The sequence below is a fragment of the Streptomyces sp. NPDC059851 genome (assembly GCF_042732005.1).
In the GTDB taxonomy this organism is placed as follows: Bacteria; Actinomycetota; Actinomycetes; order Streptomycetales; family Streptomycetaceae; genus Streptomyces.
Window position 1 is genome coordinate 80,391 of record NZ_JBHWJJ010000018.1, and the last position, 13,069, is coordinate 93,459.

8 protein-coding genes, 2 tRNA genes and 1 pseudogene are annotated in these 13,069 nt (G+C 71.2%); 5 read left to right on the forward strand and 6 right to left on the reverse strand.

The annotated features are described in order from the left end of the window. The first annotated feature begins 17 nt into the window (after positions 1 to 17). From ACFV7Q_RS09100 to ACFV7Q_RS09110, 3 genes and pseudogenes are all read left to right on the forward strand, one after another. Complete coding sequence (locus tag ACFV7Q_RS09100; RefSeq protein ID WP_385425619.1) at positions 18 to 365, forward strand: hypothetical protein; 348 nt, start codon at positions 18 to 20, stop codon at positions 363 to 365. A gap of 215 nt (positions 366 to 580) precedes the next feature. Further along, positions 581 to 1,166, forward strand: a pseudogene (locus ACFV7Q_RS09105) (hypothetical protein). Continuing rightward, positions 1,157 to 1,230, forward strand: a tRNA-Lys gene (locus tag ACFV7Q_RS09110). Before ACFV7Q_RS09105 ends, ACFV7Q_RS09110 begins: the two are co-directional and overlap by 10 nt. Positions 1,231 to 1,294: 64 nt before the next feature. Here the strand turns inward: ACFV7Q_RS09110 and ACFV7Q_RS09115 are convergent. Further along, entirely contained in the window at positions 1,295 to 2,488 is a 1,194-nt protein-coding gene (locus tag ACFV7Q_RS09115) for a M6 family metalloprotease domain-containing protein (RefSeq protein WP_385425621.1), read from the reverse strand. A 387-nt stretch (positions 2,489 to 2,875) separates the two neighbouring features. On the opposite strand from ACFV7Q_RS09115, the gene ACFV7Q_RS09120 reads away from it, so the two are divergent. After that, positions 2,876 to 4,720 carry a putative bifunctional diguanylate cyclase/phosphodiesterase gene (locus ACFV7Q_RS09120; protein WP_385425624.1) on the forward strand — a complete coding sequence of 615 codons (1,845 nt, stop codon included), beginning with the start codon at positions 2,876 to 2,878 and terminating at the stop codon, positions 4,718 to 4,720. 163 nt (positions 4,721 to 4,883) lie between these two features. On the opposite strand, the gene ACFV7Q_RS09125 is transcribed toward ACFV7Q_RS09120, so the two are convergent. From ACFV7Q_RS09125 to ACFV7Q_RS09135, 3 genes are all read right to left on the reverse strand, one after another. Next, positions 4,884 to 7,133: a hemopexin repeat-containing protein gene (locus tag ACFV7Q_RS09125; protein WP_385425627.1), complete on the reverse strand. Its 2,250-nt coding sequence runs from the start codon at positions 7,131 to 7,133 to the stop codon at positions 4,884 to 4,886. Positions 7,134 to 7,491: 358 nt separating this feature from the next. Further along, positions 7,492 to 9,183 (reverse strand): glycosyl hydrolase family 18 protein, encoded by a 1,692-nt coding sequence (locus tag ACFV7Q_RS09130; RefSeq protein WP_385425630.1) that lies wholly within the window; start codon positions 9,181 to 9,183, stop codon positions 7,492 to 7,494. A gap of 258 nt (positions 9,184 to 9,441) precedes the next feature. Continuing rightward, on the reverse strand, positions 9,442 to 10,464 hold the full coding sequence (locus ACFV7Q_RS09135) for an LLM class flavin-dependent oxidoreductase (protein ID WP_385425650.1): 1,023 nt from the start codon (positions 10,462 to 10,464) through the stop codon (positions 9,442 to 9,444). Between the two features lie 433 nt (positions 10,465 to 10,897). Here ACFV7Q_RS09135 and ACFV7Q_RS09140 point away from each other — a divergent pair, with 433 nt between their 5' ends. After that, positions 10,898 to 11,656, forward strand: coding sequence for an IclR family transcriptional regulator (locus ACFV7Q_RS09140; RefSeq protein WP_385425633.1), 759 nt, complete (start codon positions 10,898 to 10,900; stop codon positions 11,654 to 11,656). A gap of 105 nt (positions 11,657 to 11,761) precedes the next feature. Here the strand turns inward: ACFV7Q_RS09140 and ACFV7Q_RS09145 are convergent. Both ACFV7Q_RS09145 and ACFV7Q_RS09150 read right to left on the reverse strand, forming a co-directional pair. Continuing rightward, positions 11,762 to 11,835, reverse strand: a tRNA-Lys gene (locus tag ACFV7Q_RS09145). 235 nt (positions 11,836 to 12,070) lie between these two features. Beyond that, the gene (locus tag ACFV7Q_RS09150; protein ID WP_385425636.1) at positions 12,071 to 12,703 is read right to left on the reverse strand and encodes a lytic polysaccharide monooxygenase; all 633 of its coding nucleotides are present in this window, start codon (positions 12,701 to 12,703) and stop codon (positions 12,071 to 12,073) included. Positions 12,704 to 13,069: the final 366 nt, after the last annotated feature.

A 13,069-nucleotide genomic window follows, 5' to 3' on the forward strand; every position in this document is an offset into this window, starting at 1 on the left:
CCAGCAGGAGGACACGCATGGCAGAGCCCGAGCGGACCGAGCGGAAGCTGCGACCCGCACCCCTGCTCTTCGAGCCCTCGGAGGCCACCGCGGACCCGGAGCACTTCTTCGACCTGGAGTCGATCGAGGACCCTCGGGAACTGCTGGCCCGGGCCACCGAGCTGACCCTGGCCTTCCGGGCGGCGACGGAGCGCGCCATGGAGTTCCAGGCGGTGGCGGCGGCCCAGCTCGCGGACCCGCGGCGGTTCGACCGGCTGGACCCGGCGGTGATCGCCGCCGAGGCGGAGTGGACCGAGGACTACGCCCGCAAGATGATCGAGTTCGGGGAGACCCTCCAGCGCAGCGGCGGCCCGGGCACCACCTAGAGCGGCGGGGCGGACGGGCAGCCGGGCGACCGCGCCGGGCGGGCCGGGTCGCACGGGTCGCACGGGTCGCACGGACCGGGCGGACCGGGTCGCACGGGCCGGGCGGACCGGCCCGGGGCATATGCGGGGCGCAACATAGCGCATGCGCACCTTCCACGTCCGGGTTTTCGGTGACTGCTGGAACTCGAATCACTACGCGCGGTAAACCGGTCGACATGACGACGCTGACGACGGCCTCCGTTTCCGCCTGTCCCACCCAGGACGCCCGCACCGCCACCCACGTCACCCCGCTGGGCGCCGCCTGGCTCGCGTCCTCCTCGGCCCATCCGCATCACACCCTCGCCGCCTGGCAGGCCCGCCCCGCCGCCCCGGCCGTGCTGCCTTGCGGGACCGCCTTCGACGTCGTCAACGTCCCCCTCGTCCTCGGCCGCCGCATGCTGGACCTGCTGTGGTCCGAGGGGCCGGGTTGCGGGCCGGTCGCCGTGCACCGCGGCCGGATGCTGCTCTTCGCCACCACCGGCACCGCCCACCGGCTCCCCTCCCTGCTGACCTGGGAGGAGTGGGGCGGACCCCTGCCGGCGCCGCTGTGCCACGGCCACGGCGACGCGGTCACCGTCCCGCCGCTGGCCGCCGTCCCGGGCCCGTCGCGCTGGCTCGTGGCCCCCGACACCCGCTCCCCGTGGCTGCCCGGACCGGAGACGCTGCTGTGGGCGTACGTGCGCGCGGCCCGAGCTGCGGATATCGATTTTTCCTTCCGGCCCTCCTCCTGCTAATGTCTTCCTCGTCAGCAAGCGCCGCTAGCTCAGTTGGTTAGAGCAGCTGACTCTTAATCAGCGGGTCCGGGGTTCGAGTCCCTGGCGGCGCACAGACGGAAGAAGGCCCCCCACGCGAGTGGGGGGCCTTCTTCGTCGTACCGGCGCGGTTCCCGGTCAGGTGGTGATCTTGACGGTGTAGGCGCCGGTCGCGGTCCGGTCCGCCACCTCGATCCTGATCCGCTCGCCCGGCACCGTGAACGACTCCCCCACCTCCAGCGGGGCGTCCGCCAGCGGGGGGTACACCGAGCGGTCCCAGCAGGCCTCCGTGTCGGGGTGCCCGTCCAACACCTCGATCGGGCCGCCGCCCGAGGGGGCCTCGTTGCGCACCCGGTAGACCAGGACGCCCTCCGTGCAGGTGTCCCCGTCGTTCCCGGAGGAGCCGCGCGCCTCGACCGCGACGGCACTACCGGGCCCCGTGCGGATCACCGCGAGCCGGGTCCCGCCCGTGCCGCCCGGCTGCGGGGAGCGGCCCACCGGCTGCAGGGTGTGCAGGGAGGAGCCCGACTGCACGCAGTCGACCTGGGAGGCGTCCAGCCAGCCCAGCTTCCACTTGTGCCAGCCGAAGAGGTCGGGGGACATGCCGAACTGGCTGCCCATGACGTCCCAGTCGCCGACGTACGTGTCCCAGTCGCCCTTGCCGTCCGTCGGGCGGTGGTACAGGTCGGGCAGGTCGAAGACGTGCCCGGTTTCGTGCGCCAGCACGTTGCGGTCCGGAGGGTGCCGCTCGAAGACGGTGACGATGCGGCGCAGGTCCGTCCCGTCGGCCCGGATCGGCCGCTCGAAGTTGACGACCTTGGTGGCGTCCGAGTCCACGCCCGGCGCGTCGGGGTCCGCGACGAAGTACACGATGTCGTACTGCGAGAAGTCGATCTCCCGGTCGGCGGCGATCACCGCGTCCCGCAGGTAGGCGGCCCGGTCCCGGGCGGCCCAGTCGCGCTGTATCCCGTACGCGGTGGACGGCTTCGGCATGGTGATCCACTGCGCCTGCGGGTGCGGGACCAGGCGGAACCGGCCGTACGAGGCCCGCTCGAAGAAGTCGCTGGTGGCCGGGAAGTAGTCGGCGGCCAGCTCCTGCGTGGTCAGGGTGGCGCGGTGGTCGGGGAAGGAGAGGAAGACCATGACCGCGTCGAGGCTGCGCCGGGGCTGCGGGTAGGCGCCGTTCCACGTGTCCAGGCCCAGGGAGTGGTGCGCCGAGGTGCGGGTCAGCGCACACGGCCCGGCTCCGGGATCGGCGGACGCGGGACCCGCGACGAGCGACATGGCCGCGAGCGCCGTCAGGGAGGTGAGGGCCGCCGCCGTGCTGCGCATGCGGGAGCGATCCACTCCCCCGGGTGTCTCCTGTCGCGGCACATCGACCTCCCGTGGTGGATTCGTACCAACTCCTCCCACCCTGAGGTGACTGTCTTACTAGCGCCCTGTTCCAGTGCCCCACACGAGTGAGCGACGTGGCAAGCCGGTGACCTCACGGGTTCACCCTCTTGCTACAGAACGTCACGATCGATCACGGGGGAACAATGGGGGGCGAAGGCCGCTCAGGCCTGCGCAGAAACGATCGCGCACGGACAGGCCGACAGGCCGTCAGCACTCCGAAGCACCGCCCCCCAATCGGCGACGCCGCTGGATGGGGCCGTACGGCTGCCTCTATGATCGGCACACTTTCCTGCACGGACACAACGAGCACTGCGGGAGCCAGCGGTGAGCGGAACCTCTGACGAAACCGGTTCGGCGGCCGACAGCAACCGATCGGCCATTACGGAGCGTCACCCCGCAGTGCCAGCCATGCCTCCCCCGACCCCCCGCACCGACTCCGAAACGCGCGACTTCCGGGCCGCCTTCAACGCCGCCCACCTCGCCATGGCCGTCGTCGACCGCAGCGGATACGTCGTCGCCGCGAACACCGCCCTGGCGGGACTCCTCGGCACCGAACCGCACGCGCTCGTCGAACAGCGCGCCGCCGACCTCGTGGACCTCGGCGCGGAGGCCCGCACCTGGCAGGCCTACCAGGAGGTGCTGCGCGGCCGTCAGGCCCGGCTGCGCTGCACGCGCCGGCTCAAGCACCCCGACGGGCATTCGCTGTGGACCGAGGTCACCCTGGGGCCCGTGCCCGGCACCCGGGACGTGCTGCTGTCCGTCGCCGACATCAGCGACCGCCGCGACCTCCAGGCCCGGCTGCGGCACCTCCAGATGCACGACCCGGTGACCCGCCTGCCCAACCGGACTCTGTTCTTCGAGCGGCTCTCCACCGCCCTGGAAGCCTCCTCGTACGAGCACGGCGGCACGGGCCGGATCGGCCTGTGCTACCTCGACCTGGACGGCTTCAAAGCGGTCAACGACACCCTCGGCCACCGGGTCGGCGACCGGCTGCTGACCGCCGTCGCGGCCCGCCTCACCCAGTGCGCCGACCAGTCCGGGTACGGGCGAACCGGCGGACACCTCGTGGCCCGGCTCGGCGGCGACGAGTTCGCCCTGCTGGTCGAGGACTCCACCGGCACCGACCAGCTCGTGGACCTGGCGCGCAGCGTCCTGGCCGCCGTCCAGGAGCCCTTCGACCTGGCCGGGCAGCGGCTGTCGGTCTCGGCGTCGATCGGCGTGGTGGAGCGGGCCGCGGACGGCACCTCGGCGACCGGCCTGATGCAGGCCGCGGACACGACCCTGTACTGGGCCAAGGCCGACGGCAAGGCCCGCTGGACCCTCTTCGACCCCGAGCGCAACGCGCACCGGATGACCCGCCAGGCCCTCACCTCCACGCTCCGGCCGGCCGTGGAGCGCGGCGAGTTCGAGGTGGAGTACCAGCCGCTGGTGGACCTGGAGAGCGGGGCCGTGCGCGGGGTGGAGGCACTGGTCCGGTGGAACCACCCGCAGTTCGGCAGCCTGACGCCGAATCGGTTCATCGGGATCGCCGAAGAGGACGGCTCCATCGTCCAGTTGGGCCGCTGGGTGCTGCGGACCGCCTGCCGGCAGGCCCGGCGGTGGCAGATCGAGCACCCCGGCGACTCCCCCGTCTTCGTCTCCGTCAACGTCGCGGTCCGCCAGGTGTGGGACTCCGACCTGGTCGGCGACGTCGCCGGGATCCTCGCCGAAACCGGGCTCGCCCCGCAGCTCCTGCAACTGGAACTCACCGAGTCCGCGGTGATGGGCTCCGCGGGCCGCCCGCTCCAAGCCCTCCAGTCCCTCAGCGACATGGGCGTGCGCATCGCCATCGACGACTTCGGCACCGGCTACTCGAACCTCGCCTACCTGAGCCGCCTGCCGGTGTCCGTACTGAAGCTCGACGGCTCCTTCGTCCGCGGCTTCCGCTACGACGAGGGCACCCACCCGAATCCGGCCGACGAAACCATCGTCGAAGCCCTCGTCCAGCTCGCGCACCGGCTGGGCCTCACCGTCACCGCGGAGTGCGTGGAGACCGCCGGGCAGGCGGCCCGGCTGCGACGCGTCGGCTGCGACACGGGCCAGGGCTGGCTGTACTCCCGCGCGGTGGCTCCGGAGCGCATCGCCGAAATGATCGGCACCCGCCCCGGCGCCGGCCACGACCGCTGGTAGCCCCGAGGAGCTGCGGTACTTCACCACCACCTGCCAGTACGAGGTGGCCGGCCAGTAGGTGGTCTGAACGGACAGGTCCGCCGGTCCGGCCGTCGGGTCAGCTGGACGAGCTCAGCTCCGACCGCCGGCCGGCGGCCTTCCGGCAACCGGCCGACGGGTCGGCCTATGCCGTGCGGCCGGGGAGGCCCGGCCAGTTCGAGCCGATCGGCAGGGGGTAGCCGTCGTCGACACGGTCGGCGGCGATGTCGTACCGCATGTACTGGCCGCCCTTGAAGAAGTACGCCTTGCCGTTGTTCCACACGATCCCGGCGTCGATCCCGGCGCCCCACAATCCGGGCCAGTACGGGTTGATCGGCAGCGGGTATCCGGGGTCCACCCGGTCGGCGGCGATGTCGTACCGCATGTACTCGCTGCCGCGGAAGAAGTACGCCTTGCCGTTGGGCCACAGGACGGCCGCGTCGATCCGGTCGCCCCACAGGCCCGGCCAGTTGCCGGCGATGGGTTTCGGGTAGCCGGGGTCCACCCGGCTGGTCGCGATGTCCCAGCGCATGTACTGGCCGCCGCGGAAGAAGTACACCTTGCCGTTGGGCCACGGGATGCCCGAGTCGACGGTGTCCCACAGGCCGGGCCAGTTGCCGGCGATGGTCAGTTCGTAGTCGGGGTAGACGACCCTGTCCTCGGCGATGTCGTAGGCCCTGTAGTGGGTTCCGCGCATGATGTAGGCGTTGCCGTTGTTGTACATGATGGCCGCGTCGATGCCGCCGCCGCTCCAGAGGCCGGGCCAGTTCGCCCCGATCGCCCGGGGGTAGGCCGGGGCGACCCGGTCAGCCGCGACGTCGTAGCCGGCGTACTGCCAGCCGCGCAGCAGGTAGGCCTTGCCGTCGTTCCACATCACGGCACCCTGGATGCCGTCGCCCCACAGGCCCGGCCAGTTGCCGGCGATCGGCCTGGGGTAGCCGGGGTCCACCTTGTCCGCGGCGATGTCGTAGCGCATGTACTCGGCGTCGCGGAAGAAGTACGCCTTGCCGTTGTTCCAGACGATCGCCGCGTCGATCCGGTCGCCCCACAGCCCGGGCCAGTTCGGCGTGATGGGCAGCGGGTAACCCGCGTCGACCTTGTCGGTCGCGATGTCGTACCGCATGTACTGGCCGTCTCGGAAGAAGTACGCCTTGCCGTTGGGCCACACCACACCGGCGTCGATCCGGTCGCCCCACAGGCCCGGCCAGTACGGGTTGATCGGCAGCGGGTAGTTGGGGTCGACCCGCCGGGTGCCGGGGTCGATGCGGTAGTACACGCCGCCGGCGAACACATACACCTTGCCGTTGGGCCAGAAAACGGGCGCGGTCAGCATGCGGAGGCTGAGCGTCTCGACGAAGGAGCTGTAGTTGTCCGCGTTCTTCGCCGCCGCGTTGGGGTTGCTGATCGCGAGTTCGCGTGAGGCGGGGAGGCCGTAGACGATGTCGTCGGTGTCGACGTTCGTGGCCGCATGGCTCCACTCGTGGACGATGGCGCCAAACCGCGAGTCGGTGCCGGTCGCCGGGAGCGTGTAGAAGGCAGGACAGACGTAGACGGTGTCCGATCCCAGGTGGGTGTAATTGGTGGTGTCGACGCCGCAGTTCGGCGGGCTCAGGTCGTAGGTGATCGCCCTGTTCATCCAGGCGCGCGTCCCGGCCATGCGGTCCCGCACGGTCTTGTAGCGGGAGGCACTGTCCACCCCGAACCACTCCCTGTACAGGGCGTTGTCCGTCCGGCCGCTCCAGCTGTCCAACTCGGCGATGGCCGCGTCCAGCCAGGCGCGGGCGTTGTCGTGCGCGGCGAAGACCTCCGCGAAGCCCGGAGGGAGAGGGACGTCCCGCAGCAGGGCCGACGGACGTTCCGTGTCCGGGGCGATCGTGAGCGTCCGGGCGCCTTCCCTCGGCTGCTCGCTGCGCGCCCGCTCGCCCGCGGTGGGCCGTGCGGCGCCGTCGGGGAGGAGTTCGAAAGAGGTGCTGACCGGGCCGAGGGTGAGCCCCTGGTGTTGGTGCCGGGGGCGTGAGGCGAGGGCCTCCGTCCCGACGACGGGTATGACGTCGGCGAACCGGACCAGCAGGGTGACCTCGTACTCGCCGGGCCCATCCAGTGAGTACGACTCCGAGATGTCGAGTTCTTCGACGATGGTCTCGCCGACGCGGATGGTGCGGTAGGAAGCCGGATCGGGATCCGTGCGGCTGACGAGCCGCCCGTCGTAGGGAACGGCACCGTCCGCGTGCCGTACCTCCAGGAAGTTGAAGACTTCACCTTCGAGGGGGGTGTTCCAGACGAGCAACCTGTAGTCCCTGTCGCCCTGGTTCTCCAGCTCGAAGGTGAGGATCACCGGCTCGCCCCGCTGGTACGTCGGGGCTCCGCGGATCGCCAGACGGAAGTCGTCGCGCATCGGTCGACTCCTCACGGGAGGGGAAGGAGGCGAGCCCGGTCGGCAGACGGCCGTACAGGATCCACGGGCCCGCGACTCCAGCGTCTGCCACGCGCAGCCGCCCCGCATCCCCGGAGGGGGCGGGGGCCGCTGCGCGGAGCTGCGCCCCACCCCGCCCTTTCTCCGTTTCCCGGGCTCCGCCCGGACCCGGTCCCGGCTCAGAGGTTGCGGACGCCACTTTGCGCCCGCCGGGGACGGGATGGGGCCCACAACGTTCCTCCATCGCCCCGGAATTCCGTAACCATGTGACACACCTCCGCCCCGCACCCGGCCTGGTGGGTGTGGGGCGGGGTGTCGCTCGGCGCGGGGTGGGGGGAGATCAGCAGGCGCCGAGGTCCTTCCAGACGCCCCATTCACCGGTGGTTCCGGGCTCCTCGTTCTGCGTCCACCACTGGGCCTTCCACTTGCGGCCCTTGTGCGAGACCTCCGTGCCGCCGGTGTAGACCGTGCCCGCGGTGTACGCCGGGACGGAGCCGCAGCCCGTGGTGGGCGGCGGGCTGGTCGGGGGCTGCGTGGTCGGCGGGGTGGTGGTGGGAGGCGGGGTGGTCGGGGGCTGCGTGGAGCCGCCGAGGGCGTCCGAGATCTGGTTCAGCAGGGTGGTGTTGGCGTCCAGGCCGAGCAGGGAGTACATCATCGCCCCGGCGAGGCCGCGGCTCTTGCCGTAGTCGACGCGGGCCTGGACGGACCTCTGGTCGAGGCCGGTGAAGAACTCGCCGTCCTTGTAGAAGTACGAGGCCTTGGCCTGGTCGTCCCAGAAGGTGGTGGCCGGGTTGTCGACGATGCCGCCGAGTTCCTTGTAGTGGGCGATGCCGGCCTGCTGGCTGTACTGGCGGGGGGCGGAGCCGCCGGTCGCGGTCTGGGCGAGGCCGCCCGCCGTGCCGGCCGGGACGCCCTTCCAGCCGCGGTAGTAGAACTCGTAGCCCAGGGTGAGCTTGTTGGCGGGGAAGCCGCCGGTGATGCCGTAGACCGGGTCGCCGTCGATCCAGGCGTCGATGGCGTTCTTGATGCTGTACTTCTCGGTGCCGGGGGCGATCGGGTCGGTGGGGTCGGCCGGGGAGTTGAGCAGCGGGGACTGGTGGTAGGTGGGTCCGTCGCCGTCCCAGGCGCCGTGCATGTCGTACGTCATGATGTTGGCGTAGTCCAAGTACTGGCCGATCTTGTCGGTCTCGATGTACTTGATCTTGTCCTGGCCGGCCGGGAGGGCCGCGGTCAGCAGGTACTTCTTGCCGCCGCCCGCGGCGCCGTACTCGTCGAGCTGCTTGCGGAACTCGGCGAGGAGAAGGGTGAAGTTCTGCTTGTCCTCGGGGCCGTAGTGGTTGCCGAGGTGACCGCCGGAGGAGCCCGGGTACTCCCAGTCGATGTCGATGCCGTCGAAGATGCCGGCCGCGGTGCCGGGGCCGCCGAAGCCGCCTTCGACGGGCAGGTTGCCCTTGAGGTACTGGTCGATGCAGGAGGAGACGAACTTCTTGCGGGAGGCGTCCGTCTTGGCCGCGTCGTGGAAGTACTTGGAGTAGGTCCAGCCGCCCAGCGAAATGTTGATCTTCAGGTGCGGGTACTTGGCCTTCAGCTCCTTGAACTGGTTGAAGACGCCCACGATCGGCTGGTCCCACTTGTCGGCGACGCCGTCGACGGAGTCGGCCGCGCTGAAGGACTTCTGGTAGTCGGCGTAGGAGTCGCCCGCACCGTCGCCCGCGTTGGGGTTGCTGTCGTCGCCCGCGGCCTTGTTGGCCATGAAGCAGGTGAGGTTGGTGGGGTGGATGTTGCCGAACGAGTAGTTGATGACGTCCAACTTGCCCGCTATGCCACGGGTGTCGAGGTGCTTCGGGTAGAAGGCGTTCCCGTACACGCTCCACTGGTCGTAGTACGCGATCCGGACGTTGCCGCTGCCTGCGGTCACGGAGGCGTCCGCGGCCCGGGCGGTCGCGGTGCCGGGCCCCGCGAAGCCGGCCGCCAGTCCGGCTGCCAGCGCGGCCGTGGCGGCGGCCGCGACGAGGGGTTTACGGATGTGCATGAACTGCCTCCGGGAAGTGGGAGGGGAGGGCGAGAGGTTCGGGTGGGAGAAGTGATAGCGATCACCGAAGCACCCCGTCAATGGTTTGGACCAAACAAGGACTAGACCACTCAGCTCACAAATCCCCTCGTCAGAGGCGTGCGAGCACAAGAAGAACCGCTCGCCACCCCGGGTGACGAGCGGTTTAAGGATGACTTAGGACACGCTCCCGCAAGGTTTCGGCAACAAACCAGCCGAACTCCGTTCGCCGGGGACCGATCAGCTCCCGACGCCCGGCACCGGCATCCCGTACACATCTGCGACGAGCTCGTACGAGCGCAGCCGGGCCGCGCCGCTGTGCGCGTTGGTGGTCAACATCAGCTCGTCGGCACCCGTGCGGGCGGCCAGGGCATCGAGCCCCGCGCGGACTTCGTCGGGCGTGCCGTGCACGACGTTCGACATCCAGGTGTCGACGAACTCCCGCTCCAGCTCGGAGTATCCGTACGCCGCCGCCTCCTCGGGGGTCGGGATCAGCCCCGGCCGGCCGGTGCGCAGCCGCAGCATCGACAGGGCCCCGGTCCGCACCTGGGCGCGGGCCGCCCCGGCGGTGTCGGCGGCCAACGTCGAAACACCGATCAGGGCGTACGGGGCGTCCAGGACGGCCGAGGGGCGGAAGCTCTGCCGGTAGAGGTCGAGGGCGGGCAGGGTGCCGGCCGCGGAGAAGTGGTGGGCGTACGCGAAGGGCAGGCCGAGCTCGCCGGCGAGGCGGGCGGAGAACCCGGAGGAGCCGAGCAGCCACAGCGGCGGGCGGCCGGTCGGCCCCTGCACCGGGCCGGGCACGGCGTGCACGCGGGCGTACGGGTGGCCGGCGGGGAAGTCGTCGTCGAGGAAGCGGGTGAGCTCGGCGAGGCGGCGCGGGAACTCGTCCGCGGCCTCGTCGAGGCGGCCCGGCCCGCGCAGCGCGGCGGCCGTGCGCCCGTCGGTGCCGGGGGCCCGGCCGAGGCCGAGGTCGATCCGGCCCGGGGCGAGGGCCTCCAGGGTGCCGAACTGCTCGGCGACGGCGAGCGGGGCGTGGTTGGGCAGCATGACCCCGCCCGAGCCGAGGCGTATCCGGGTGGTGTGGGCGGCGAGGTGGGCCAGGATCACGGCCGGGGAAGAGCTGGCCACGCCCGGCATGGAGTGGTGCTCGGCGACCCAGTGGCGGTGGTAGCCGCGGGACTCGGCGAGTCGGGAGAGGGCGACGCTGGTGCGGAGGGAGTCGTGGGCGGTGCTGCCGCTGCCGACCGTGACGAGGTCGAGCACGGAGAGCGGAACGGGTGCACGGCCGTGGCGGACGCCGCGGACCGGGTCGGGGGCGTGGCCGGGGTCCGCCTTCCGGGCCCCCTCCGGTGCGGTGCTCGGGCCGGGCGGCTGCCCGGCCGGCTGCCCGGCGCTCGGCGCGATGGGCCGTCCGGCGTCCTGCGCGGTGTCGCGTCCGGCGTTCTCGGGGTCCCCGATGTCACTCACTGTCGCTCCCGTCTCGGTTCGCATCCGTACGAGGAACTCGAACCGTGAGGGGTCGGCGGGCATTCCCGGCCCCCTCAGGCGATTGCCCTTGACCTTGGCATATGCCAGCGGAGTAGATCGAGGCAGAGGCGCATGATTGAGCCATCAATCTCCTCAACAGACGCTCCACGTGAGCCTCTTGATGGCTATCGTGGTAACGCAAGCGGTAGCAACCTGGTAGGGGGAGACCGTGGCGCTGAAGCCCGAGCCGACCGCGCCGTTCCACTCGGTGCAGTACGCCCTGCGCGTGCTCGAAACCATCGCCCGCCACTCCGGCGGGGTGACCAACGCACAGATCACCCGCGAGACCGGGCTGCCCGTCGCCCATCTCGCACCCATGCTCCTCATGCTGCGCAGGGAGGGGTACGTGGTCGAGGTCTCCGACGGGGCCTACGCCATAGGGGACTCGCTCGTCCTCCTCGGCTCGGGGATACACAAGGAGCAGGCCCTCCAGAACAAACTGCAGGACACCCTCGACCGGCTGCGGGACTCGGTGGGCGCGGCGGTCTACATCAGCCGGTACGAGGACGGCGAGGTGAAGATCACGCAGTTCGCGGACAGCCCGCGCACGCCGAAGGTGCACGAGTGGGTCGACTTCCGGTCCGCGGCACACGCCAGCGCCGTCGGCAAGTGCCTGCTCACACAGCTCGACCAGAACGGGCGGCGCGACCACCTCTCCCGGCACAAGATCGCCCGGCTCACATCGAAGACGATCGTGAACGAGCGGGTCCTGATGTCCAAGCTCGACGCCCAGCCGGCCACGGTTCCGGTGCTGGACCTCCAGGAGTACGCGCTCGGCACGGTGTGCGCAGCGGTCCCGATCACCGCCGGGGCTTCGGTGGGCTGCCTCGCCCTGTCGATGCCCGTCGAGCACGCGCACCGGCTGCGGGCCGCCGCGGAGGTCCTGAACCGGAAGGCGGCGCCGCTGCTGCTGTCGCTCGCCCTCTGAGCCGCCGTGTGATGCGCCTCACGGGAGAGGGTGCGTCCGCAGCGGGACGGCGTACGAAACACTTCGGGCGGTTACCGGTGAACCGGTAACCGCCCGAAGGACAGGTGCGCCGCCAGGGACTCGAACCCCGGACCCGCTGATTAAGAGTCAGCTGCTCTAACCAACTGAGCTAGCGGCGCCTGCTGACAGAGAAAATACTACCTGGTCCCGAGGGGTGCTCCAAACCAGGTCCGCCGGTCAGCACCCCCGGGGGTCCGCGCGGCCCTGTGCGGCCCTGTGCGGCCCTGTGCGGCGTACGCGGCGAGCAGGTGAGGAGCCGGCGCGGCGCAGCGCGACCGTTGTGGAGCCGGCCGGGGCCGTGCGTCCGGCCGGCGGGCACTCGACGCCCGACCCCGGTCCGGCCCCGGCCGACGGTCAGAACTCGACGTCGGAGCAGGCGTAGAAGGCGTTCGGGGTGTCGTGGACGGTCCAGACGGCAAGGATCACGTGCCGGCCGGTCTTCCCGCTCGGCATGGCGCCCTGGTGGACGGTGGTCATGGCGGGCCGGGCGCCGTTGTAGGCGACGGTGAGGAAGGGCTGGGATTCGAGGGCGGCGCGGGTGAGGGGCTTGGTGGGGTCCCAGCCGCTCCTGGTGACGTAGTACTTGATGTCGGTGGTGGCGTGGTTGGCGGTGAACTGCCACCGGAAGCCGTATCCCTGCCCGGCGGTGACCCTGGTGGCGGGCCAGGCACCGCCGCGCGGGTCGTCGAGCTGGGCGAACTCGCTGTGGCCGCCGGCACATATGCGGCCGTCGGCGGGGCCGGCGGCCGGGAAGCCCTTGAGTCCCTCGACGCTCTGCGGCTCCCACTGGATGGGGCCGCAGTCGGAGACGGTCCTGTTGGCGCAGAGCTTCTGGCGGCTGATCGGGGTGTCGGTGTAGCCGTGACCGCTGGCGCTGGGCGCGACGGCGAACGCGAGGCCCGCGGCCACGCTGATCCCGAGGGCGGTGGCGCCGGCGCGCCGGAGCAGGCGGACGGGTCGGCGCATGGGCATGCGGATGGGGCGCATGGGTCGGATGCTCCTTGAACGTGGGGGGGTGGGCGAGAGCGCGCGCACGGGTGGGGACGGCGGCGGTGGCGATTCCCGCGGCCGGACCGAGCACGATTTCAGGTCTAGACCAAGTCTCAATCTATTGACGGGAGTTGGCCATGTCCATACCAATGCGGGAACGTTCGGTCCGGACCGGACCCACCGTCGCCCGCACGGCCGACCTTGCCTTCCAGCCCCTCCGGCCGGCCCCCTCGACCAGCTGTTTCCCGCCTCGGAAAGGGTCGGGCGAGGAGGCCGTGGCGGTGCAGCGGACGGGACGGGTCCGCGCCGCCCCGACGACGGCATCCGGCCGCCGCAGCCGGGAACACGGCTGCGGCCCCGGCC